A 23,539-nucleotide genomic window follows, 5' to 3' on the forward strand; every position below is an offset into this window, starting at 1 on the left:
TGGAGAGCGATCATGGCACTGCACCGCGTCGCCCGTTTCGCCGATGTGTCCGAAAATCGGGGCCTTGAGGTCCAGATTGCGGACACGAAAATTGTCCTGCTGCGGGTGGGCGATCAACTACGCGCCTTTCAGGGCGAATGCCCCCATGCCGGGGCGCCGCTGGCCGACGGCGCTCTTTGCCACGGACGTTTGATCTGCCCGTGGCACAAGGCTGCGTACCGGATCGAGGACGGTGCGCTGTGCGAACCGCCGGCCCTGGACAGCCTCAAGCGCTATCCGCTGGAAGTGCGCGATGACGAGGTCTGGGTCGACGATCAGCCGATGTCCGACGCTCACACCCCACCGGCGGATGACGAGCGAACCTTTGTGATCATCGGTGCCGGTGCAGCAGGCACGGCGTGTGCGGCGGCGTTGCGCGAAAAGGGCTTCGGTGGCCGGGTGCTGTTGATCGACCGTGAAACCGACGCCGGTTACGACCGCACGGTCTTGAGCAAATTCGTGATTGCCGGGGAGATGCCGCCGGAAGAAGTCCCGCCGCTGCGTGATGAACACTTTTACCGCGAACAGCGCATTGAGCGAATAAACACTGAAGTGACGAGCCTGGACGCCGCGAACAAAACGTTGCGCCTGTCTGATGGTCAATCGCTGAGCTACGACGCTGCCCTGCTCGCCACCGGTGGCACACCCAATCCACTGACACTGCCTGGTGCCGACCTGCCGCAAGTGTTCGTGCTGCGTTCGAAGGATCAGGCGCAGCGGATTCTGGGCTCGGCAAAACCAGGCCAACGAGCGGTGATCATCGGCGACAGTTTTATTGCCATGGAATCCGCGTCCTCCCTGCGTCAATACGGCTTGGACGTCACCGTTCTGGCCCGCCACGCAGTGCCTTTCGCCAAACAGTTTGGCGATGCCGTCGGCAAATCGATTCGTGCCCTGCACGAGGCCAACGGCGTGGTGTTTCATACGGATGGCCAAGCCACACACATCGAAGGAACCGCCAAGGTCGAAGCGGTGCGCCTGGACAACGGTCAACGTTTACCGGCGGATTTGGTGTTGGTCGGCATTGGCGTCAGCCCGGCAACCGGCGCATTTACCGGCCTTCCCCTGGAAAAAGACCAGTCGCTGAAGGTCGACGGCGGAATGCGCGTGACCGATGGGCTTTGGGCCGCCGGCGATATCGCGACCTTCCCGCTCAACGGCCAACCCCAACGGATCGAACATTGGCGCCTGGCACAGCAACAGGCACGAATCGCGGCGATGAACATGCTCGGCGGCGACGAGCATTACCTCGACGTGCCTTATTTCTGGACCTGGCACTTCGGTAAAAACTACGACTACCTTGGACACGCCGCGACCTGGGATGAGGTCGAGTTCAAAGGCGATCCCGACCATCCACCCTTTATCGGCCTGTTCGGCAAGGACGGGTTGGTGGTTGCCGCGGTGGCTTGCGATGAAGAACGTGCGATAGCGATGCTCGCCGAACGGATGAAACAGCCGCTGCCGGTGGATGAGGCGTGGCGGCTGATTCGGGATGTCGGCTAAACGTGGCTCAGCGGCTCCCTGTTGGTGTCATCTTCGGCTGGCAGGCGAATGACCCGCGGATGCTCCAGCGGCGCCAGAGGGGCCGGTTTCAGGTCCGCGGTGATTGGGAAGAAGTGAGTGACCACATGAGTGATATCGCCCTCCTGATCGTTGTGAATGGTCATGGAACCTGGGGTACGCAGTTTCTTCAACCGATCACCGCTCAGCTTGAAGCTTTTGCTCAGACCGTGATCGTCCACCACCGGTGCCGGCAGACGACGCTGGGCGAAGCTCTTGCTTTTGCGCTGTTGATAACGCGCCCAGGAAATCAGGATCGCCGCGTTCAATAGCGCTACCCACAGATAAATCTGCAACGTGCCGAGCGCGTCAAACACCGACGCATCGATACGTGGTCCGTCGCGGGTATCGACCAGCGGCCAAAGCCCCTTGACCAGCAGATAGAGCAGACCGATCCAGGCCAGCACCGTGAAAAAGGCATCGATCACGACCAGAAAAGGACGCTGCCGGGTTCTGATGATTTTCATCTGATGACTTCCTCTTCATCGTCGTCCAACGGTTTGATGCCCCGGTCCGGACTGACCCAGCGCGCGCGCTTCTGATGTTGGCCGAACAGCACTTTGGGAAAGCTGACCAAGGTCGTGAGCAGGCTGATGAGCCAGAACACCAGCGGATACCAGACCACCCAGAACATGGTTTTCCACAGCCCTTTCTCGTAACGGCGGTCGATCAGGATGCTGATCGCGAACTGCATCAGGCAGACCAGTGCCAGCAACAACCCGGTAAAGGCCGGCGGCATCAGGTCATGGACGGCGATGGCCTCAGGCATTTCGACGAACTTGCCCACGACCCAGAACATCACCGACAACAGGAATGTGAAGGCCCACCCCGTGGACAGGCAGTATTCGAACAGCAGTGGCCAGAGATAGCGATGGCGGTACTGCCAGATGCCGCGAATGTTCTTGAACAAGACTTCGGCGCCACCCTGAGCCCAGCGCAGACGTTGTTTCCACAGTCCGCCGAGGGTTTCCGGCATCAGGATCCAGCACAACGCGCGGGGTTCGTAGAAGATGCTCCAGTGATCCAGTTGCAGCTTCCAGCTGATGTCGATGTCTTCGGTGATCATGTCCGGGCTCCAGTAGCCGACCCGGTTCAGCGCCGTGCGACGGAACGCAACGATCACGCCGGAGACGGTAAAGATCCGCCCGAAGACGCGCTGGGTGCGCTTGATCAGCCCGATGATCGACGAGAACTCGCCAACCTGTACCCGGCCTACCAACGTCGATCGGGTACGAATCCGCGGGTTGCCGGTCACGGCGCCGAGGCGCGCATTGTCGAGCATCGGCGCGACCAGATACGCCGCGGTGTTCGGCGCCAGCAGCGCATCACCGTCGATGCACACCAGATACTCGCTGCGCGCCGCGATGGCGCCCATGCGCAGGGCCACCGCCTTGCCCTGGTTTTCCGCCAGGTGCAGCACCCGCAGACGTGGATCATGCGCCGCCAAGGCGTCGAGCACGGCGGCCGTGTTGTCTTTGGAGCCGTCGTTGATCGCAATCACTTCGATGTTTGGGTAGTGCTGCGCCAGCGCCGCGTGGATGGTATCCGCGACGTTGTCACCTTCGTTGAAGCAAGGGATGAGGATCGAGATCATCGGCTCGCCTTTCAGCGCGGGCGGCAGCGTGTCCTCTTTCCACGGCCAGTGACGTTCCCAGTGCAGCCAGAAATACAGGCCGCCGGCGATCCACAGCCCCGACATGAACAGTGGGTAGAAGAACACGAAGTCCATCAGGAATTGCCCGGTGACCAGGAAGATCAGCCCAAGGGGAACTCCGAGGACAATCGCCAGAACCAGCAGGGCCAGAAGTCTATCCAGCATGTTATGGATTCCACTTGTTGGAGAGCTCGGGCCGCACGGCTTTCAAGTCCGGCAGGTTCTCGAGGAAGTTGTCGGGGTAGTAGCCGAAGCTGGTCGCACCCTGACGCTTGAGGAGGCTCATCCAGTCGGCCAGTTGCTCGCCATCGATGTCGGCGTCGGTCTGTTTCGTCCAGTCACGGGCCTGCAATTCGAACACCGTGCGGTTGAGCGCGCCGGGGCGAGCCTTGACCGTGGCGACCAGTCTTTCAAGCCAGGGGCCTGATTGCTGTTGGCTCTGTTTTTCCATGAACGGCATGGCCATCGGCGCCGTCCAGTTGTAAGTACCGAGGAAGTCGTCAAGGTTCTGGGCGTACCAGGCTTCGCTGTCGGGGTTGAGCATCGGCTCGGCAAAAATATTGCGCGCCGTCTGCACCTGCGGACCGCGAATGGCGCGGACTTTGGCGGTGAGCTCTTTGGTGAAATCGATCAGGTAACGGCTCTTGAAACGCGTCCAGCGCAGCATCGTCGCCGGATCATCGCGCAGCGCGGCAATCGAGCCCGGCAGTCCGTTGGCGGCGTATACCTTCAGCGCTTGCGGGCTGGCATCTTCGAAGTCCGACAGCACCGCGTCATCGTGATAGAGGATGCCGTCGACCGACGTCAGGCGCGCCACGTCTTCGTAGATCTCACCGATGATGCGTCGCACGTTCGGATCGAACGGCGACAGACGTTTGTACTGGTCCGGGTCAACCGACGTGGTGCCGGTTTTCGGGTCCCAGCGAGTCACCCGTGGCAGCTTCGAATCCAGGGCAAAACTCAGCACCGGCATCCAGGCATAAACCTTGACGTGGGCCCGGGTGCGCAACTGCCAGGCCACGCGGTCAAAGATGTCCGCGGCCATCGGCAGGTGACGGTTGGGGAAATACAGCGAGTGCACCAGACCATCGCCCTTCGGATCGGCGAACGCTTGCAGGAACACCGTATTGGCGCCCATGTCGGCCATGCGCTGGATCAGTTTGCCGAGGTTGATTTCCTGTTGGGCCGGGTCCACGTCGTAGACGTTATCCAGGTCCACATGCACCACGCGCATCGGCGATTCGGACTGCACCGAAACGATGCTGTTGGCGAAATGCTCACCGTCCGGGTCAGAGGCCACCAGGAAACGCGGGCTGCTCATCAGGTTGTCGAGGGTGTCGAGTCCGTCGTCCAGGGTCAGCGCCATCTGGTAACCCTGGCTGCCGACGACTTGCAATGCAGTGCCATCAGCGGCGCCATATGGCCAGACCCAAACCCGCGGACTTATACCTGTGACTTTGCGGATTTTCTCCGAGATCGCCGCGACATCAGTGCGCAGACGAGCCTGAAATTCAACTTCGGTTTCGTACCGGCCAGTGACCGTATCGTAACGGCGGGTGGCGGCGGCCGGCTGCAGGTTGCCCTGAGGGTTAGCCAGCACACCTTTGTGATTGGCATCGGTGTGAGCGGCGATTTCCACCAGCCCGGATTTGGAGATTTCCCGCACCTGATCCCAGGTCAGGAAGTCCGAGCGCTTGCGCGGTGTACCGGCGAAATCCACCGGCTGGTTCAGCGGCGTGTCGACCCAGCTCCCGACCGGCGCCAGCAGTGCGTTCCAGTTATAGGCGCGCAGCACCGGCAGGACGCGGGTGTAGAAGCTCGAATAGCCATCGTCGAAACTCAGCAGAACCGCCTTGGGCGGCAGCTCGGGACCGCCGTTGCGAGCGGCCATGATCTGGTCGACGGTGACCGGTTTGTAGTTGTTCTCCCTTAACCAGGCAAGCTGCTCGATCATGCGCTCGGTGCGCACGGCCACCACCGCCTGATCGGGGTCGCGGTCTTCGACATCGTGGTAGGCGATGCCCAGTACATGATTTTTCGGCCACGGGGTTTCGTTGGCTGGCACCGGGCGCTCGGACGGTGGCGCAAAGGCCGGTGCCTGCTGGGCGCAGGCGCTGGCTAACAGCACTCCCAGCAGGAGGATGAAACGCGAAATAAAGGGCATCTTCAAACTCTTCTAGAAGCGGTAAGTGAGGTCGACGAGCAAGCGCAGATCGGTTTCCCGATCGCCGTCAAAGGGCCGGTTGATCACGCTCACCAAACCGCCCACCTCGAACACGTCGTTCCAGCTGTAGCGCTGACCGTAGCCCAGCAAGCCGATGCCCCCGGTTCCGTGATCGCGCTGGCTGTAGGTACCCGCACCGGCCTGGAATTGTTGGCTCCAGGAGGTTTCGTAGCGGTGGTAGAGCACGTGATTGACGTTCACCGTCGGCAAGACGCTGAAGTCGGATTTGGGGTTGAAGTACGGCACATCGTCAGACTTGGAGTTGTGGCTGGTGCCCACTTCCAGGCCCAGGTCGACTTGCACGCCCGGTGCGCTGTAGACACCTTCGCGCCCGGTAAGCACGGCTTCGACGCGGTTGTTGCCATCGCTGAAACGGGACGGGCTGACGGCCAGTTTCCACTCGCGACTTTCGTTGGCTCGCCAGCGGATGAAGCCACTCCCGCCGTTGGCAGTGATGTCGCTGTTCAAGGCCCGCAACGGTGTTTGTGCCGACAGGTACTCGAGGCTGCCGCCGTACTGCCAGTGATCGTTGATGTCACGGGCAATGGCCAGGCGCGCGCCCTGTTTGTCACCGAAGCCATAGGAGTGGTTGGAGACTTCCGCTTCGAGGGTCATGTCGCGGGTCCGGCGCTCCAGGCCGACTCGTTGCCAACGATGGTGCCCGGTGCCTTCCTGGAAATCGCCCGTGGCATAACCGGCACCAGCAAACACCCGCCAGTCTTCGTCGATCGGCGGGCTGTACAGGGTGGTTTCGATACCGAAATCACGGCTGCCATTGACCGCCCCGGCGTCGCCATCGTCACCGCCATAACTCTTGCCGCCGTAAGCTTCTACGCGCAGCTCGGCCATGTCATGGACTTCACGCTGGCGCGCTAAACGCTGCACCTGACGGTTGTCCGGGAAACGCGCAACGACATCGTCAGTCAGCGCATCCATCTGCCGCCATTCCTGCAGATCCATAGCGGTGTGAGCCTGTGCGACTTCAAGCCCGGCGTCCCGCGGCGACATGCTTTCGGTTTCCTTGAGCTGGTTCTCGGAGCGACGCGGCCAGTCACGCGCCAGGTACAGATCGGCCTGGGCCAGACGCAGGCCAATGTTGCCCGGCGCCTGGTCTACTAACGCCTGCAGACGCTCCTCGCCATGGGGCAAATCGGAGCCGTAGGTTCCGGCCTGGGCGGCGAGTTGCTGGGCATCCATCCATTCATCATTGGGGTTGCCCACCGGCAAGCCCTTGAGTTCGATCCGCGGTCTCTGGGTTTTGGCCAGGTCCTCGGCCAGGTTGCGCGCCTCGTCCGCCTTATCGCTTTCGAGCAAGGCGTAGTACAGCGCGGTGCTGTCTTCCAGACGATCACCGGCATCGGCGTTCGGCGCCACCAGCACCTGGCGATACAGGTCGGTCGCGATTTCCGGCTCACGCTGGTCCAGATAGGACGACGCCACCCAACGCAGGGCATAGGTCGGAATCTTCACGCCTTCGGCGAGCAGTTTCTGGTATTCGGTGATCACATCGGCGGTTCGGGCCCGTGCCTTGAGGGCGCCCATGCGGTCGATGCGCCAGCGGACGACGTCGTCGTGGGCCTGTGGATCCGCAGACCAGGTGGCAATCAAGGTGTCGTAATCGGCCAACGCCCGATCCGCGATCACGTAGCGTTCTTTTTCGCTGCGGGTGGCCAGTTCGGCCAGGCGCACACGCTCGGCGGCCAGGTCACCTTCGATGCGGCGCAACGTGACCGGATCAATCAGCCCCGGCCGCTGACGGGCCAGGCGCAGGGCCGGCTCCGGCAGGCGCGCACGTTGTAGCGCAACCACGTATTCGCGGGCGACTTCGGGTTTGTTGCCGGCACGGATGAAGGCCTGGTCGTATTCGAACAGCGCGTCGTAATGGTTACCGGCGCGGGTCAAGGCATAGGCCAGGACCAGGCGGCGGGAAGGATCATCCGGCTTGGCAGCCACCAGCGCCTTGGCACGAGCCACTGCGTCGTCAGATTTACCAGCGTCGGCCTGGGTCAGCGCCAGACCCAACTGAAGGTCAGGATTTTCGGGCTCAAGCGCCAGGGCCTTGTCGTACACCTGGGTCGCCGAATCCCAGCGCTTGAGATTGCGATAGGCCCGCGCAGTGGCGGTCAGCGCCAGGACCGGCAGCGCCCGAGCGCGCCCCTGGGTCTCATAGACCTTGACCACTTCGGCGTCCAGGCCGGCCCAACCAGCGATTTGCAAATGATCACTGATCTGCCCGGTGGTGACCTGATTCGCGGGCACCTGACGCAACACGCTCAGCGCCGGGGCGTAATTTCCAGCCCGGGCATCAAGCACCATTTGGTCGTAAGGGGTATTGGCAAACGCCAGCGCCGGCCAGAGTAATTGGCTGCACAGCGCAACGCGATACAAGGGGCGTAACCCACGATGTAAAAAGGCACCATCAATACGCGGCATTCGTCAGCATCCTTACATGGCCAGCCGGGTCGTGATGCCCTCCTTGCCCACTCGTAATGGAAAGCCGGGTTCAGGTGACCCAGCCAAACTTGATCGGGGCGCAGTCTTGCACGCGAGTGCGGTGCGCTATTGAGAGCGCAATAATTGTTCAGATTCGTGTCGCTGCGGGCGCCGTTCCTTGTCCAGCTTCAAACGCCAGACAGCAAAACGCCCGGCGTCTGCGTTGCGCAGAGGCCGGGCGTCGGTCTGTAAACCCTGGTTTTACTCGACGGCGACATTACCGCCGAATTTGCTCATGACAAACCCGACAAACTCTTCGACGGTCATCTTCTGGCCGTTGAAATCCACCTGATTATTGGCGTAGTGCAGTTTGGCGACGATGTTGCTGCCTTCCAGTTTTGCCAACTGCGTGCCGACTGCCATGCTGCCAAACATGTCGGCGGTGGCGGTGGCCTGATCGGCGATGAGCTTGGCGTCGGTCTGACCGTCGATTTGCGACTGCACGCTCAGCAGGTCAACGAGCATTGGCTTGGACACTTTCACGTTGACGTCCAGCAGCGCAATCAGTTGTTGGGTCAACTGGTCTGGCGGCAGGTCCATGGATTGTGGTTTGGTCAGGTCGAGCACCAGGTTGGCGCGGCTTTCGCCATTGGCGGTGTTGAACGACAGATTCTCCAGGGCAACCTGCGGGCCGGCGGCCAGCAGTTTCTCCAGGCCGGTTTTGACCTGCGCCTCTTCGGCCGGGGTCAGGACCAGCTCTGGAGCCGGTTCACCCGCAGCCACGGCCTCAGCGGCGGCCCTCTCGTACGGTTGCAGTTTGGTCTGGTAAATCTGCATCAACGACATTGTTGCCGGGATGTCGAGGTTCTTCAGGCTCATGGCCATCTGCGCAGAGCCGACAGCCTTGCCGTTCAGGGTCACCTCACCCACCTTGTAATCGGCACGCCCCGAAGCGCTGGTGCCGGATTCCTCGGTCCGGTTCTTCATTTCAAATTTCTTGAAACCCAAGACCGACTGCCTGGCGCCGAAGGTGGTCTTGCTGTCGGTCAGCTCGACGGTGTTCTCGCCGGTGTAGTAGCCGTAGGTACTTTTTGTCAGGTTGCTGGCCAGGGTCAGGCCGTTCAGTTCTACCTTCACTGGCGTCTGATCTTCAGCGACCGTGCTCAGGGTCAGGCTGTCCATGTAACCGTCGGCCTTGACCTTCTGCGCTTGAGCGCTGGCGGCGACATCGAGGTTCAGCCCGGAGAATTTCAGGCTGGACTTGTCGTCAAGCGCCACGTCCAGCGGCAGCAATTGCAGGGTGCCGTTGGTGGCATTGTCGTAACCGATGTTGACCACGCCCGTGAGTGGCGATTTGTCCTTGGCAGCGGCGAACCATTTCTCGGTGGTCGGGGTTCTTTCCAGTTCGTAGTGACTGGTGGCCAGGACCGGCAGCCACTTCAACGACATCAGGCGCGAAAACGGCAGCGGGCCGTGTTCGATGCGATCGACGAACAACAACTCCACCGGTGCCTCACCGAACATCTCGCCTTCGCCCTTGAGGCGGTAGTGCGCGGTGCTGCTGAACACATGGCGCTCCAGCGACACCAGCTCCAGCGACGCGGTGCCGTTGGAACCGACCAGCGCGGCTTGCAGCTCTTTGTTGGCGTCGGCGATCGAGGTGTTCAGCACACCGTCGAGTTTGGTGCCGGTGTACCAGGCACCGCCGGCGCTGATTGCACCGATGGCAACGACGATTCCAAGAAGCACGCCTGCTGATTTATTCATGAATGACCCGATCAATGTCCGTTGTTTGAAGGTGTGGTCGTCTTCCCTGAACCCATGACGGGTTACGGTCACGACTGCGTTAAAAGTGCGATGGAGATTAGCATCAGGCGCACGGGGCGGCCCAATGATTAAAGGTTAAAGAGTGTCTATGGACCGTGCGCAGGGGTTGAGAGTTTCGGCGGATATGAAATCGCCATCGCGAGCAAGCTCGGCTCCTACAGGGTCCTGTGATCGACACATAACCCTGTAGGAGCCGAGCTTGCTCGCGATGGCGTCAGTCCTGCAAACACACAATCAGGAATACTGCGTTTCAATCTCATCAAGTTGATGATCAAAGCTCTTGAGCCGTGCGGTCCATGTATAGACCAGCACTTCGAAGTCGCGATTGATCACCGCCGTGCCGCTGGGGGATTCCGAGCGCGGGTCGCAGAAGTCCAGTTGATAACGTTCGCGGGCCATGGCGGTGGCGACATCGGAGAGTTCACGGGCGTTACTGAGCCAGTGCCAGCCGTCCTCGGACACTTGCTTGTCCAGCGCCTGGCATTGTTTTTTCAGGGTTTCGAGGCTTTTTTCCAGCGGTGTGCCGGTGAGTTCGCCCATGACTTCCTGGAACGTACGCCCCGGTTGCCAGTAACTGCCCCAGAAATACCGATCAAACACCGTTTCGACACGGCGCAGCGCGACCTTGGTGTCCCAGATCAGCACCAGGGTCTTGCCTTGTTCGAGCTGTCTTTTCTTGATGCGCTGACCCTGGACCGAAGCCCAGGCCACCACCACGATTGCCATTACGGCAATCAATGCCGCGGCGCTGTCGAGGAACACCAGCGCCTTGTCGATCTGGTGGGCCAGCATGATGCCGTAGAAATAAGTGGCCGATAGCAACACCAATGCCGCTATAGCGCACCAGAAGCCGGGAGCATAAGGGTTTTTCATTATTGGAATCCCCATGACCAACGCGAGCCTTGATTGATGAGTTCGACGCGCGACCTTATCAACTCAAAGCATAGCAACGGCCTCAGGGTTTGCCGGAGTTCGTGCCTTGCGTTCGTCCGCTTTCCCAGCCGCCACCCAAGGCCAGGAACAAATCAATCTGGCTCATGGCAACCTGCGTGCTGGCGGAAGCCAGTTGCGCCCGCACGTCGGTGTAGGTGCGAGTCGCTTGCAAGTCCGCCAGGAACGATGCGCGACCGGCCTGGAAGAAGCGGTGAGTCTGGTCTGCCGCCAGTTGCGCCGATTGCTCGGCGTCGGCTAGCGCGTCGCGCCGCTGCAGCAACGCCGAGTACTGGGCCAGACCGGTCTGGGTTTCGCGGATGGCGTTGAGCACCACGCCATCGAAATGCGCCAACGCGCCTTCGGTGGCGGCTTCGGCCTCGCGGATTCGCGCCCGGGAGCCGTTGGACGGCACGGTCCAGGTCAGCAACGGCCCGAAGCCCCAGCGATTGGTCGCCGGTTTGCCGAGGTTTTCCAGGATGCCGACGGTACCGACGGTCGCGCCGATGCTGATGTCCGGGTACAACTCGCCGGTGGCGATGCCGATGCCGGCGGTCGACGCAGCCAATCGTCGCTCGGCCTGCCGCACATCGGGACGGCGCTTGAGCAACGTCGCGCCGTCACCCACCGGTAACAATTGCGCAATCTTCGGCAGCTCCGCGCAGCGGTCGGTGCCGGCCGGCAGTTGATCCACAGGTTTGGCCAACAGCATCGACAAACGGAACAACCCGGCCTGACGCGCCGCCTCATAACGCGGCATGTCGGCGCGCAAGGATTTGAATTGGGTTTGCGAGCGGGTGACCTGGGTTTCATCTCCGCGCCCGGCGTCGCGAAGACGCTGGATCAGCGTGGTGCTTTGGGCTTGCAAGTCGAGGGAATGCTGGGCGATTTCCTGCTCTTCGTTGGCCGCGCAGACTTGGGTGTAGGCCCGAACCACATCGGCCACCAAGGTAATCCGCGCCGTATCCCCCGCTGCTTGCGTCGCATCGGCATTAGCCTTGGCCGCCTCGATGCCGCGCTGCAAAGTGCCGAACAAATCGAACTGATACGAGGTGGTAATGCCAATGTCGCCGACGTTGGCCACCGGCACTTTTTCCGGCAGCAGGAATGCTTCGCCGGACTCCTGCAAACGCTGGGCCCCCATCTTCACCCCCCCGCTCCAGCCACCGGCCGCTTGAGCTTCATCGACCTGCGCGCGCGCTCGGGAAAGGTTCGCCGCCGCCACGCGCAAATCAGTGTTGGAGGCCATGGCCTGCTGGACCAATTGATCGAGGCGCGGATCCTGATACAAGCGCCACCAATCGCTGGGCACCGGTGCCGAGACGACATTTTTGCCGTTCACCGCCAAGTCGCCCTGCAAGTCTTCACGGTGGACGGCGGCCTCGTCCGGCAAGTGATAATCCGGCCCAACCACCTGACAGGCCGACAGCAACAGGCCTAATCCGGCGATAGCCAAACCCGAGGCCCTGCTCATTTCGCGGGCTCCTGGGTTTGATCGTCAATGATCGACACCGTGGCGGTCCGTCCGGCGATCATGCGGAAATCCGCCGGCACGTCGTCGAAGGCGATCCGCACCGGAATCCGCTGGGCCAGCCGTACCCAACTGAACGCCGGGTTGACGTTGGGCAGCAAGTTGCTGCCGCTGCTGCGGTCGCGGTCTTCGATGCCGGCGACGATGCTTTCCACATGCCCACGCAGGCGAGCGCGGTCGCCGACCACCCGAATATCGACGCTCTGGCCGACATGAATGCCGTCCAGTTTGGTTTCTTCAAAATAACCGTCGATGTGGAATGAATTGCTGTCCACCACCGACAACACCGGACGCCCGGCGGTAACGAATTCCTGATTGCGCGGTGCACGGTCGTTGACGTAGCCATCCACCGGGCTGCGGATGGTCGAGCGGTCGAGGTTGAGCTGGGCGCTGTCCACCGCCACCTGGGCCTCCATCAGCGCCACTTCGGCGCGGGCCACCCGGGACTGGCTCTCTTCCAGTTGCTCACCCGGCACCAGATTGCCGAGGCCGCGGTTACGCTTGGCTTCGCGTTGCGCCTGCGCCAGGGTTTCCTGACGGTCGGCAACGGCCGCCTTGGCCTGACGCAGGGCCAATTTGAAACGGTCCTGATCAATGCTGAACAACACCTGGCCGCGCGTCACTAATTGGTTGTCACGCACATCGACTCGCTGGATCAGCCCGGACACGTCCGGCGCGATCTGCACGATGTCGGCGCGAATGTGGCCGTCCCGGGTCCAGGGCGCGAACATGTAATACATCACCATGCGCCAGACCACGACAACGGCGAAGCTCACGATCAGCAGGGTCAGCACCACGCGACCGAGGGTCAAAAAAGGTTTTTTCATGTCATCAGGTATCGACTGAGTGAGTCCACGGCGCCGAGCAGCACAGCGTAGAGAGCCACGTTAAACAATGCCCGGTGCCAGACCAGACGGTAAAAGTGCAGACGCGTCAGCAACCCGTGCACCAGCAGGAACAACACGTACGTAATGCCCATCAGCACCAGCAGCGTGGGCAGAAACACCCCGCTGATATCCAGATCACCGATCATAAAGGCGCTCCATCGATGCCATGGGGAAGCGGTTCTTCGAGCTCGCCGGTGCCGACGAATTCCACCCCTGGCAGCAGCGACAGACGCAGGCCGCTCAAGGCATGCAGCAGATGCAGACGCGCACCTTCATCGCACTCCGTGTTGAGAGCACGGCGGGTGCGGTCCAGGGTCATCAACAACGGACTCGGTGCCGGCAATCGTTCGCCGGCCTTGAGGCAGGCTTTGAAGTACTCGCCGACCTCGGCCACCACCTGGTGCAGCAGCACTTGCGGTACGCCGAGGACTCGCGGCGTATAGGCGAGCAAATCCAGCAGGTTCAGTGCCACGCGCACTTCTCGCAGGGCGATGCCGGTGTCCTGGCCGGTCATGGCCAGGCGCGGCAAATGCTGCATCAGGCGATCGAGCATCTGCACACCCAAGTGCCGGTGCTCAGACAACGTCGCCGGTTCGGTCAGGCTGACAATGTCGCGCCAGCTGAAACGGGTCAGGCGCTTGGCCGCCAGTTCAGAGCCGAATGGCCGGGCGATCAGGGTCCAGACGAACGCGAACAACAAGCCCACGGGACCGGCCAGGTTGGAGTTGGCGAAGCTGAGGAAATCCGCGTCGTAGGCGCCCTGAATACTGATGAAGGACGAGGTGTTGACGAGGGTCAGCAGCATGCCCAGATAAAACTGTGGCTTGACCGTCAGGGTGCCGATGCAAATAAACGGCACGGCAAACGCCAGTACCAGCATCGGGAAGTCATGCAGGTTGGGCAGGACCAGAAACAGATAAAGACTGGCGAACAATACCGACATCGCCGTCCAGAAAAAGAACCGGTAAATCTGCGGTGCCGGGTCGTCCATCGAGGCGAAAAAGCTGCACGCCACTGCCGCCAGAATCACCGCGGCGCCGCCATCGGTCCAGCCAAGCAGAATCCACAGCACCGAAGCGACAATGATGGCGGTGACCGTGGACGCCGCCGAATAGAGCATCAGCCCACGGTCGAGAAACGGCGACAGCCGACCAAGCCGCCAGTGCCGATAAACCGCGCGCCAGCTGTCCTGGCTTTCGCACTGGATGGCGTACTGCAGGCTGCGACAGTCCTGCCACACATCGATCCACTCGCCGAGGCGATACAGGGCATTGGAGAACAGCAGCTGCTTGCGATCATCCAACGCTTCGGCGGACGGTTGCAGGGCTTCGAGTTGGTCTTTCAGCGCTTGCCAGCGCTCGAGATCGGCGTCTTTGTGGCCGAGCCATTCGGTGGTCGCCGCCAGCAGCGGTGCGAACTTATCCACAAGCTCGGGCGTGCGCCGCTCAAGGGCATAGAGCGCGTCGTCGAGGGCGTCGATCACTGGCAGCAAATGAATCATTCGCCCGCGCAGTTCCTTGGTGTTGCGCACCGTTTGCGGCCGCGCGCCTTCGTGGGGCAACTGACCGATCATCAATTCCAGCGTGTTAAAGGTCGCGACCATCGAGGAGCGCAGCGCGCTGACTTCGTCCGGCTGCACGTTGCGGCTGAGGAAACGCAGGCTGTAAGTCGAAGCATCGGCAAACCATGTGTTCACCGAATCGTTGAACACCGGCGCCAGCCGTCGGGGCCAGAACATGGCGCCGACCACCGCCGCCACGGCGATGCCGAGGAAGATTTCTTCAGTCCGCGCTTCGGCCACGTCCCACACCCCCAGCGGGTTATCCACCACCGGCAGAGCAATCAGCGGCAAGGTGTATCCGGCGAGCATCAGGGCGTAACTGTTGGCCGTGCGCAGGTGCAGCGACAGAAACAACAGAATCCCGGTCCACAGCGCGATGACCACCACCAGCACATAGGGGCTCTGGACAAACATCGGCACGAAAAAAACCGCGGCGGCGGCACCGAGAAGGGTGCCGACTGCACGGTACAGCGCCTTGGAACTGGTAGGGCCGACAAACGGACTGGAAACGATGTAGACCGTGGCCATCGCCCAATAAGGCCGGGGCATTTGCATGAGCATGGCGATGTACAACGCGATCATCGATGCCGCGAACGTTCGCACACCGTAGAACCAGTCCCGCGCCGGGGGCATGCCGGTAAAAAATCCGTTCAAGGGTTGATCACCGGCAGATGATTGGCTGATTCAAAAGCCCTCAGTACCCGCAACGCCGCTTCCAGATCACTCTGATCGATCCCTTCGAGCACTTCATGGCGCAAGCGCACCAGCTCGACTTCGACGGCTTGCACCAACTCACGACCCGTCTCAGTCAGGCTCAGGCATTTGGCGCGCCGGTCATGGGCGTCTTCGGTACGGCAGACGTAACCGGCATGACACAACTGATCCAGCAGACGCACCAGGGACGGGCTCTCCATCCCGGCCGCCTGCGCCACCGTCACCTGCCGCACACCCTCGCCCAAACGCCCGATCATCAACAACGGAACGGCGCAGGCTTCGGAGATTCCATAGTTGACCAGCGTGGTCTGGCAGATCTTCCGCCAATGCCTGGCGGCCACCACCATGGAGCTGCTGATGTTCATCTGGAGAGCGTCGAGGTTTTTCGGCACGAGGGGAAACACACACTGTTAGTTTGCTAACTATCAATATGGCATTTAAGGGGAAAGTTGGTCAAGTTTTGAAACAATTTGGCTGCCATCCGTCGCGAGGCGGCTGCCTGAATGAACGCCGGTACTGAAGACGTATATACTTCGTCAGTATTCGAATCGAGGATATGAAAATGTCTAAACAAGCTGTTTTCACGATGAAACTTGAACCAGAACTGCGAGAAGAGTTCATGGCCGAAGCTGAAGCTTCTCATCGCCCCGCATCGCAAATCGTCAGGGAAATGATGCGTCAGTTCGTTCAAACACAACGAGAGTCGCGCGAGTACGAAGCGTTCTTGCAACGCAAAGTCGACAGTGCACGTATTTCCATGCGAGCTGGTGAAGGCTTGACCAATGAGGAAGTTGAAGCACAATTCGCTGCCAGGCGTGCGCAGGTAACCAAGAAAGGATGAAGATAATCTGGACGCCCGCAGCAGCACAGGATCGTGCAGACATCTGGGATTACCTGCATTCCGTCAACCCGATAGCCGCCCTCGAAATGGACAACCGCTTCATTGATGCGATATCTCGTATTTCCCAGTTTCCTGAAAGCGGCCCTGTCGGAATCATTGCAGGTACTCGCGAGATGATCCCCCATCAAAGTTATCGCGTGGTTTATCAGCCAGGATCGGATGCAATTTGGATACTCGCGCTAGTCCATACATCCCGGCAGTGGCCACCAGAAAGGTGATTTTTACACCCCCCGCCCCTTCCTCAACAGCACATCTAGCTGGTCCACCACCTCCGCCCAATCGGCGTCATCCAGAATATCGTCACGCAAAAACTGCGCTTGGCTCTCGCTCCAGAAGAACGCATCCGCCAGGTGCAATTCGGGTTTGAGCGGTGAATGGGTGGCGATGAATTTATCGATGCTTTCGGCGTCATCAGGCAGGCCGAGTTGTTTGAACAGGTTGGGGAGGCTGTGGGTTGGGGATTCCATGGTGGGCTCCTTTGTAATGCTTGAAATGGAGGGTGACTGCTTCGCAGTCAATCGCGGGCAAGCCTTGCTCCTACAGGGGTCCGCGTAATCCTGTGGGAGCGGGCTTGCTCGCGAAGGCGTCATAACTGACGCCGCAAAAACTACTGACTCAACTCGCACACTTCAGCATTCGGCACCATTTTCAGGAATTCCGGCACGCTCATGTGCACCAGGTTGTTGTGGTTACCAGCCTCCAGGTAGATGTCTTTTTGCCGGGTCAGCAGTGGGTCGATGACCATGTCCATGCCATAGGATTCGCCCAACGCAGGCACCGCGCCGCGTTCGCAATCCTGGAACAGATGCGCCAGGGTGCTTTCCCGGGTGATCTGCCATTCGCCACTGCCACGTACTTTGCTCAGGTCCAGGTGACGACTCGCCGGCAGCACAGCCATCAGAAAATGACCGTGGTGGTCGTCGAGGATCACCGATTTGGCCACCCGTTCGGCAGGAATGCCCGCGACCCGCGCCGTTTCAAGGCTGCTGGCCGAGTGCGGATGGGAGACGATGTCAAATTCGCAGTGAGCCTTATTGAGGCTTTCCTGCACAGTTCTTGCCATACGCATGATGCACCTCGGAGTCCGCAATAACGTTTCGCGGACGATGGTTAAACCTTTTCTCTCCACTAAAAGTCTAGGCCCGCTGGCGCAATCGCGCGGGAAATCTGCCCGCCGGAACAACGTCAACAACTGATCAAAATTCGTACAATTCAGAGCTCAGCTAGACTGTATAAAGAACCATCAATGACTCTCCCGGAGGGTCACGTGAACACTCGTTGTTGTGCAATTGCGCTGCTGTTGGCCTTGAGCGGATCGGTATTCGCGGCGGACACCGTCGTCCTGCTGGTGCCCAACCCCATCGGGATCTGGCTGATCACGTTCGGCATCGCGTTTCTGATCGCCGAGGCGGCCCTGCCCAATTACGGCGTGATCGGTCTGGGCGGCATTGTGATGTTCGTGATCGGTGCGGTGGTTCTGACCAACACCGAGGTGCCGGTTCCGTTGATGATCGGCCTGGGACTGATCAGTGCCCTATTGCTGATTTTCCTGCTGATCCACGCCCTGAAAACCCGACCGCGCGAAAACGTCAGTGGCGATGCAGGACTGGTGGGCAGCGTGACCCCGGTGATGTCGCTGGCCGGCAATGCCTACAACGGTTGGGTGCACCTGCAAGGAGAAAAGTGGCAAGTGCTCAGCGCCACGCCGCTGCAACCCGGGCAAAGGGTCCGGGTGGTGGCACGCAAGGGATTATTGCTGGAAGTGGCCGCGGCTGACGCGGCGCCGGGTGGAGAATAACCATGGGCTTGCAACTGGGTTTTGCCGCGCTGCTGTTATTGGTGATTGCACTGGCGGGGTCGACCTTTCGCATCCTGCGCGAATACGAGCGCGGGGTGGTGTTCCAGCTCGGGCGCTTCTGGCAGGTCAAAGGCCCTGGCCTGATCCTGCTGATTCCGGTAGTGCAGCAAATGGTTCGCGTCGACTTGCGTACCGTGGTCCTCGACGTGCCGCCGCAAGATGTGATCACCCGCGACAACGTTTCGGTCAAGGTCAACGCGGTGCTGTATTTCCGCGTCCTCGATCCGCAGAAAGCGATTATTCAGGTTGAAGACTTTCTCATGGCCACCAGCCAATTGGCGCAGACCACGTTGCGGGCCGTGCTCGGTAAACATGAACTGGATGAGCTGCTGGCCGAGCGTGAGCGGTTGAACATCGACATCCAGCAAGTGCTCGACGCCCAGACCGACGCTTGGGGCATCAAGGTCGCCAACGTCGAGATCAAGCACGTGGACCTCAACGAATCGATGATCCGCGCCATCGCCAAACAGGCTGAAGCCGAACGCGAACGCCGGGCCAAGGTGATTCACGCCGAAGGCGAATTGCAGGCCTCGGAAAAACTCATGCAGGCCGCAGAGATGCTCGGGCGCCAGCCTGGGGCCATGCAGCTGCGGTATATGCAGACGTTGAGTTCGATTGCCGGGGACAAGAGTTCGACGATTGTCTTTCCGCTGCCGATCGAGCTGCTCAAGGGGATGGCGGATTTGTCGTCCAAATCCTGACCTTCTGCGCAAACACCAACGTCCGGTAACCGCGTCGGAGATTTCCTTCAAGTTGTAGCGGTGTTGGTGAACTTGTTCCGGTCCGAAGCCAGGTCTAGTCTGGCTTTGTCACTGAATAAACGGTGACACGGACGTGCAAGTCCGGGTAAAACGTTGACCAGTTTCGCGTAGGCATACACCGGGCGCTTTGTGCCCGTGGTACTCGCTCTATGGCGGCTATGTGCGGGAGACCTTCGGGTCTGCCGAGGTTTCTTGGTCTGGCGGTTTACTCGGTCTTGCACCCCGCACATAGCTGCCACCCTAACTTCGCGTGCAAGCGAGCCGGGTCAGCGCCTTCTTAAAAAATGAGGTCAGACCATGTTCAAAGTAACGCCAAATCCGCCAGACAACTCTGGCACCCCCTCCGAAGATCCACTCGAAACCGAAAAACTCAAAGAAGCCGCTGACCGCGCCTTCGCCCACTACTTCCCCCCGACCACCGAAAAGTCGCCCAGGCACCGCAAAGGCAACCTCTTCACCGTCGCCCCCGAGGTCAACACCGAAACCCTGCTGGCCAACGCCGCCGAAGACCTGCTGTCCATCAGCGCCATCGCTGCCAATCTGGCAGATGATGTGGACGGGACACGGCGCTCCGTAGCCCTGGCACTCAGCCGCATGGCCGATGGCGTGCAGTTGCTCGTAGAGCGAGTGCAGGATCATTGGGATGAATCGGAGATCATGCAGGCTCGGGTCAAGGTTTAGCCGGGTAGATTTGTGGTGAATTGACCGCAGCCTTCGCGAGCAAGCCCGCTCCCACATTGGATTTCAGTCGTACACACATATTATGTTCACCGAAGATCAACTGTGGGAGCGGGCTTGCTCGCGAAAGCGCCAGTGCCGTCGATGCATGACTCAGCAACTAGCGCTTCATAAGGCGCTCGCGCCCAACGCTCCACCCGTTCACGCAAAAGCACCGAGGCTTCGCGGCGCTTGTCATCGCTGTCCCCGACAAACACGTCAGAAGGCCGTTTGGCATGCTGCCCCACCGCCGCAAACACTTGCTCACGCTGCACGTCATCCAATCCAAAAAAATCAGCCAACCGCCCGGCCATAGCCCCGGGCAATTCACTGTAATTCACCGCCAACCCACCAAACGCCCGGCATTGCGCCAACCCTGCTTGCAGCAACCGCCCCAACCGCCGTGCGATGAAGTCCTCTCGGCCAGCAAACGGCAACTCATCATCCAGCACACTCGCCCCGATCATCCCCGGCACCATGTGCATGCCTGGGCGGCGCAGATGTGAAACCGCGATTTCCAGCGGATCGCGATAAAGAAACAGCCACGGAGTGTCAGGAAAACACTCACGCAGCAACGGCAGTTCACCGATGTTCCAGGCATCGAGCTTGATCACCAAACGTTGTTCTGAACCGAGCCGACGCTGGCCATACGCGGACAACAACCCTTCGATGGCGACACGCCGTTCGGCCGACGGCAAACCACTACGCAGCAACGCGTCCAACGGTGGTGGTTCGCTGACAACGATGTGACTGTCGAGTCGGGCGAGCATTTGACTGATCAAGGTCGAGCCGCAACGCGAAGCGTGGAAGATAAACGCGCTCGGCGCCAAACCGGGGCTGGTCGTCTGCCAGTCGCCGAGGGCAGACAGCGGTGTTTGCCGGCGAAACGCCTGATTGAACGGCAATCTCAGCGCGTCTTCCACGGCATCACGAAAAAACGGCTGATGCAGCGGCGTGTCACCGAACCAGCACCAATCGACCTGCCACTCGCCGGCCTGCTGCCAGACCCGAATCGGCAACCAACCTTCCAGATTCAGGCGTTCCATTGTTCATTCCATTGGCGTCGACCGTTACGCATCGCCGCACGCAGTTCTTCGCGGGAGAACATCAAACCCCGCTCAACCGCCAGTTCCAGAGTGCGGGTGATAAAAACCTCGGTGTCCGGCAAGCCCTGCAACGTCTTCGAAAGCTGCGAATCGCTGGCCACCAAACGCTGAAACTGCAGCAAAGCCCCATCACCGACATCTGACGAAGGCGTGGTCGGTAAACCATCGTTAATCGCCTGCTCCAGCCAGGGACCGGGACGGCAATCGAGGACCAGATGAATCCGTGTGCGGGTGTCGCGATTGTCCACGCGATGGGGTCGCGACAGGTCGAGAAACCAGCATTCTCCCGCGGCCATCGGCATGCGCTGACCATCGAGCAGGAAGTCCACTTGAGGTGGGCTGAGCAGCGGAATATGCAGACGTACATCGGCGTCCGGCTCGCCCAGATCGTAGTCGCGATGTTCATGAATTTGCCCGCCCGGACCGAGCCGCAACAGGCGCGCAGACACGATTTCCAATGGCAGATCCCGCAAGCCTTGCTGCCACCTGACATCTCGCAACCATGGCACACGCAACAGCGGTTCACCGCGACCCGGCGCCAGTTCGGACAACGCATCCGCCGCAGAAATCAGCGCCACACCACTCCAGTCGCCGGTGTAGTAAGCACTATTGAAATGACCGCGCCACTCGTCCTCGCCAATCGCCGTCAGTGCCTGCAACAGCAACGGCAGATCCACCGTCACCGGCAAGCGAGAAAACGCCGCTCGGCTCATCGCTTAGGCAACACCGCGCATTCGCCGAGCCAGGTCAGCAAGTGATCGAGACAAGCCTCAACCGACTGCACGCCGGTATCGAGCACCAAGGAGGCGGACGGCGGCGGCTCATACGGTGCAGACACACCTGTAAACCCCGGCAAATCGCCCCGTCGTGCACGGGCGTAATGACCTTTCGGGTCGCGCTGTTCGCAGACGGCCAGGGAGGCGCTGCACCAGACTTCGCGGTAATCCTCGCCCAGTCGCCGGGCGAATACCTCACGCAGCTCCATCAGCGGCGCGATCATCGCGAGGATGACGATCTGCCCGTTCTCCACCAGCAGCGCCGCGACTTCGCTGGCGCGACGGATGTTCTCCAGACGATCGCTGTCGGTAAAACCGAGATCGCGATTGAGCCCGACCCGCAGCCCGTCGCCATCGAGCACGATGCTCTGCACGCCGTGCTCGAACAGCTCGGCATGCAGCGCCTGGGCCAGGGTCGATTTGCCCGCCGCCGGCAAACCGGTCAGCAAAATGGCCGTGCCGCGATGACCGTTGCGCGCCTCTCGTTGTGTGCGGCTGATGCTCGCCGTCGGCGCCAGCAGGTTATTGGACCGGGGCATGGGCCACCGGCATCGTGATGTTCCCGGCCGCCCACGCTGCTTCGCGGTTGGCCAACGCGGTGGCAATGGATTGCACTTCGGTGGATTGCACCTGATCCGGCAGCGGATCTAGCCCCGCACTGGCGAAGATCTGGCCGTAGGCGTTACGCAGATCGGCGTACGACAGGTCGCGACGTAAATCGGCCTGCAAGGTGTTCAGTTCGCCCTGGATCAAGTCCAGTTCACCCAGACTGGACGCCTGATAACGGTTGCGCAGCTGGCCAACGATCTGTCCGTCGATGTCCGACAATTGCTGATTGGTCTTGAACTGCCGCATCGCCTCGCGGTAGTTGGCGTTGGCCACATAAAGCTGCGCCAGCACCGCGATCGACATGGCCTGGCGGCGCGCCGCGGCGACTTCTTCGCCCGCCTTGGCGACGTTGATCGCCGCCGGTGCGGAGATCACGTTGAACAGGTTCCACGTCACTTTCACGCCGTAGTCGGCCCAGCCCTGCTCCACCAGGAACGAGTTGCTGTCGTAATGCCCGCCGGCCGAGAACTCCAGACCCGGCAGCAGTCGCAACATGGCTTTACGGGTTTCGGCCGCGCTGATGCGGCTTTGGTAATCCTGTTCGCGCAGCTCGGGACGACTGGTCAAGGCTTCCTGTTCGAGGCTGGCGAGGTCGACTTTCAATTCCGGAATGACATAGTCGTCCTGGGTCGCCAGGGTCAGCTCAGTGCCCAGCGGCAGATTGATCAAAGTCGCCAGTTCGGTTTTCGCCAGCGACAGCGCACGACGCTGTTCTTCCAGTTGGCGCGTGGCTTCGATCAGCGAGCGTTGATAACCCAAGGCCTGAATTGGATCGCCGATTCGCTGCTGGCTCATGCTTTGGCTGTTGCCGCGCGCGGTTTCGACCCGGGCCATGAGGCTGTCGATCTGCTTGAGCAAACGCTCGGCGGCCATGGCCCGCCAATAGGCCGAGCGCACGTCCTGAACGATGGTGTTGATCACTTTTCGCCGACGCTCCTGAACGATCAGCCGCTGGTCGCCCTGTTGCTTGGCGCTGATGTAGCTGACGCCAAAATCGAGCACGTTCCAGACCATGGTCAGGTCGGCGACTTCACGGTCGCGGTCCTGAGAGGTCGATGGCTCCAGAGACTGGGTTCCGGTCCGTACGCTCTGGCTGCTGGAGGCGTTGACGTTGTTCCGGCCGACGTACCCGGCGTCCAGCGCCATGCGCGGCAACATGTCGAAACTGGCGAGGTCGAGTTGGCGCTTGGCCAGGGCCTCTTCCATGATCTTGAGTCGGCCTTCGAGGTTGTACTTCACCGCGCGGGCCATGGCTTGATGCAGGGTCAGCGGACCGCTGAGGGGCTCCTGATCCTTGTACATGTTTTGCAGGTCGCTCCTGGCGCGCTGCTGGCTGACGCTGCGTTCGATCGGTTCACTGGTGACTGCACATCCGCTGATCGCAAGCGCCAGCAGGCTGGCGCCGAACAACTTCTGACTTTTCTTCATCCTTGACTGCCCCTGGGTGACGC

Annotated in this window: 23 protein-coding genes; 6 read left to right on the plus strand and 17 right to left on the minus strand. The window is 60.8% G+C overall.

All coding sequences use genetic code 11. The features are described 5' to 3' along the window. The first annotated feature begins 12 nt into the window (after nucleotides 1–12). Nucleotides 13–1,542 carry an apoptosis inducing factor family protein gene (locus tag CKW16_RS06435; RefSeq protein WP_095127683.1) on the plus strand — a complete coding sequence of 510 codons (1,530 nt, stop codon included), beginning with the start codon at nucleotides 13–15 and terminating at the stop codon, nucleotides 1,540–1,542. Here the strand turns inward: CKW16_RS06435 and pgaD are convergent. The 11 genes from pgaD to CKW16_RS06490 all read right to left on the minus strand — a co-directional run bounded on the left by pgaD (nucleotide 1,539) and on the right by CKW16_RS06490 (nucleotide 15,725). Continuing rightward, the gene (gene pgaD, locus CKW16_RS06440) at nucleotides 1,539–2,066 is read right to left on the minus strand and encodes a poly-beta-1,6-N-acetyl-D-glucosamine biosynthesis protein PgaD (RefSeq protein ID WP_095127684.1); all 528 of its coding nucleotides are present in this window, start codon (nucleotides 2,064–2,066) and stop codon (nucleotides 1,539–1,541) included. The two genes, CKW16_RS06435 and pgaD, sit on opposite strands and share 4 nt — an antisense overlap. Beyond that, nucleotides 2,063–3,418 carry a poly-beta-1,6-N-acetyl-D-glucosamine synthase gene (gene pgaC, locus CKW16_RS06445; RefSeq protein WP_095127685.1) on the minus strand — a complete coding sequence of 452 codons (1,356 nt, stop codon included), beginning with the start codon at nucleotides 3,416–3,418 and terminating at the stop codon, nucleotides 2,063–2,065. The genes pgaD and pgaC overlap by 4 nt, the downstream gene beginning before the upstream one ends. 1 nt (nucleotide 3,419) lies before the next feature. After that, nucleotides 3,420–5,417, minus strand: a complete 1,998-nt coding sequence (gene pgaB / locus CKW16_RS06450) for a poly-beta-1,6-N-acetyl-D-glucosamine N-deacetylase PgaB (RefSeq protein WP_095127686.1) — start codon at nucleotides 5,415–5,417, stop codon at nucleotides 3,420–3,422. Nucleotides 5,418–5,429: 12 nt separating this feature from the next. After that, entirely contained in the window at nucleotides 5,430–7,910 is a 2,481-nt protein-coding gene (gene pgaA / locus CKW16_RS06455) for a poly-beta-1,6 N-acetyl-D-glucosamine export porin PgaA (protein ID WP_095127687.1), read from the minus strand. 261 nt (nucleotides 7,911–8,171) lie between these two features. Continuing rightward, complete coding sequence (locus tag CKW16_RS06460; protein ID WP_095127688.1) at nucleotides 8,172–9,677, minus strand: YdgA family protein; 1,506 nt, start codon at nucleotides 9,675–9,677, stop codon at nucleotides 8,172–8,174. Between the two features lie 294 nt (nucleotides 9,678–9,971). After that, nucleotides 9,972–10,610, minus strand: a complete 639-nt coding sequence (locus CKW16_RS06465) for an NADH:ubiquinone oxidoreductase subunit N (RefSeq protein ID WP_095127689.1) — start codon at nucleotides 10,608–10,610, stop codon at nucleotides 9,972–9,974. 82 nt (nucleotides 10,611–10,692) lie between these two features. Then, the gene (locus tag CKW16_RS06470) at nucleotides 10,693–12,141 is read right to left on the minus strand and encodes an efflux transporter outer membrane subunit (RefSeq protein ID WP_095127690.1); all 1,449 of its coding nucleotides are present in this window, start codon (nucleotides 12,139–12,141) and stop codon (nucleotides 10,693–10,695) included. Continuing rightward, nucleotides 12,138–13,025 carry an HlyD family secretion protein gene (locus CKW16_RS06475; protein ID WP_095127691.1) on the minus strand — a complete coding sequence of 296 codons (888 nt, stop codon included), beginning with the start codon at nucleotides 13,023–13,025 and terminating at the stop codon, nucleotides 12,138–12,140. Before CKW16_RS06475 ends, CKW16_RS06470 begins: the two co-directional genes overlap by 4 nt. Next, a complete protein-coding gene (locus CKW16_RS06480) occupies nucleotides 13,022–13,231 on the minus strand; it encodes a DUF1656 domain-containing protein (protein WP_033058629.1) in 210 nt (69 codons plus the stop codon). Before CKW16_RS06480 ends, CKW16_RS06475 begins: the two co-directional genes overlap by 4 nt. Further along, nucleotides 13,228–15,300, minus strand: a complete 2,073-nt coding sequence (locus CKW16_RS06485; protein ID WP_095127692.1) for an FUSC family protein — start codon at nucleotides 15,298–15,300, stop codon at nucleotides 13,228–13,230. Before CKW16_RS06485 ends, CKW16_RS06480 begins: the two co-directional genes overlap by 4 nt. Further along, the gene (locus CKW16_RS06490; protein ID WP_046047267.1) at nucleotides 15,297–15,725 is read right to left on the minus strand and encodes a MarR family winged helix-turn-helix transcriptional regulator; all 429 of its coding nucleotides are present in this window, start codon (nucleotides 15,723–15,725) and stop codon (nucleotides 15,297–15,299) included. Before CKW16_RS06490 ends, CKW16_RS06485 begins: the two co-directional genes overlap by 4 nt. Before the next feature lie 197 nt (nucleotides 15,726–15,922). Between CKW16_RS06490 and CKW16_RS06495 the strand changes: the two genes are divergently transcribed. Both CKW16_RS06495 and CKW16_RS06500 read left to right on the plus strand, forming a co-directional pair. Further along, entirely contained in the window at nucleotides 15,923–16,201 is a 279-nt protein-coding gene (locus tag CKW16_RS06495; RefSeq protein WP_095127693.1) for an antitoxin of toxin-antitoxin stability system, read from the plus strand. After that, nucleotides 16,198–16,479, plus strand: coding sequence for a type II toxin-antitoxin system RelE/ParE family toxin (locus CKW16_RS06500; protein WP_095127694.1), 282 nt, complete (start codon nucleotides 16,198–16,200; stop codon nucleotides 16,477–16,479). Before CKW16_RS06495 ends, CKW16_RS06500 begins: the two co-directional genes overlap by 4 nt. Nucleotides 16,480–16,482: 3 nt before the next feature. On the opposite strand, the gene CKW16_RS06505 is transcribed toward CKW16_RS06500, so the two are convergent. Together CKW16_RS06505 and CKW16_RS06510 are read right to left on the minus strand one after the other, a co-directional pair. Continuing rightward, complete coding sequence (locus CKW16_RS06505) at nucleotides 16,483–16,728, minus strand: DUF2789 domain-containing protein (protein ID WP_095127695.1); 246 nt, start codon at nucleotides 16,726–16,728, stop codon at nucleotides 16,483–16,485. Nucleotides 16,729–16,868: 140 nt separating this feature from the next. Further along, the gene (locus tag CKW16_RS06510; protein WP_095127696.1) at nucleotides 16,869–17,330 is read right to left on the minus strand and encodes an aminoacyl-tRNA deacylase; all 462 of its coding nucleotides are present in this window, start codon (nucleotides 17,328–17,330) and stop codon (nucleotides 16,869–16,871) included. 198 nt (nucleotides 17,331–17,528) lie between these two features. Between CKW16_RS06510 and CKW16_RS06515 the strand changes: the two genes are divergently transcribed. The 3 genes from CKW16_RS06515 to CKW16_RS06525 all read left to right on the plus strand — a co-directional run bounded on the left by CKW16_RS06515 (nucleotide 17,529) and on the right by CKW16_RS06525 (nucleotide 19,561). Continuing rightward, nucleotides 17,529–18,059, plus strand: coding sequence for an NfeD family protein (locus tag CKW16_RS06515; RefSeq protein ID WP_095127730.1), 531 nt, complete (start codon nucleotides 17,529–17,531; stop codon nucleotides 18,057–18,059). A gap of 2 nt (nucleotides 18,060–18,061) precedes the next feature. Beyond that, complete coding sequence (locus tag CKW16_RS06520; RefSeq protein WP_008148132.1) at nucleotides 18,062–18,820, plus strand: slipin family protein; 759 nt, start codon at nucleotides 18,062–18,064, stop codon at nucleotides 18,818–18,820. 357 nt (nucleotides 18,821–19,177) lie between these two features. Then, nucleotides 19,178–19,561, plus strand: coding sequence for a DUF6124 family protein (locus tag CKW16_RS06525; protein WP_095127697.1), 384 nt, complete (start codon nucleotides 19,178–19,180; stop codon nucleotides 19,559–19,561). 86 nt (nucleotides 19,562–19,647) lie between these two features. Here the strand turns inward: CKW16_RS06525 and CKW16_RS06530 are convergent, their stop codons facing one another. The 4 genes from CKW16_RS06530 to CKW16_RS06545 are packed head-to-tail and all read right to left on the minus strand — an operon-like array spanning nucleotide 19,648 to nucleotide 23,516. Continuing rightward, nucleotides 19,648–20,643: a sulfotransferase family protein gene (locus CKW16_RS06530; protein WP_095127698.1), complete on the minus strand. Its 996-nt coding sequence runs from the start codon at nucleotides 20,641–20,643 to the stop codon at nucleotides 19,648–19,650. Further along, complete coding sequence (locus CKW16_RS06535) at nucleotides 20,631–21,416, minus strand: aspartyl/asparaginyl beta-hydroxylase domain-containing protein (protein ID WP_095127699.1); 786 nt, start codon at nucleotides 21,414–21,416, stop codon at nucleotides 20,631–20,633. The genes CKW16_RS06530 and CKW16_RS06535 overlap by 13 nt, the downstream gene beginning before the upstream one ends. After that, nucleotides 21,413–22,018, minus strand: coding sequence for an adenylyl-sulfate kinase (cysC, locus tag CKW16_RS06540; protein ID WP_095127700.1), 606 nt, complete (start codon nucleotides 22,016–22,018; stop codon nucleotides 21,413–21,415). The genes CKW16_RS06535 and cysC overlap by 4 nt, the downstream gene beginning before the upstream one ends. Beyond that, complete coding sequence (locus CKW16_RS06545; protein WP_095127701.1) at nucleotides 22,002–23,516, minus strand: TolC family protein; 1,515 nt, start codon at nucleotides 23,514–23,516, stop codon at nucleotides 22,002–22,004. The genes cysC and CKW16_RS06545 overlap by 17 nt, the downstream gene beginning before the upstream one ends. Between the last annotated feature and the right edge of the window lie 23 nt (nucleotides 23,517–23,539).

The sequence above is a fragment of the Pseudomonas sp. Irchel s3h14 genome (assembly GCF_900187425.1).
In the GTDB taxonomy this organism is placed as follows: domain Bacteria; phylum Pseudomonadota; class Gammaproteobacteria; order Pseudomonadales; family Pseudomonadaceae; genus Aquipseudomonas.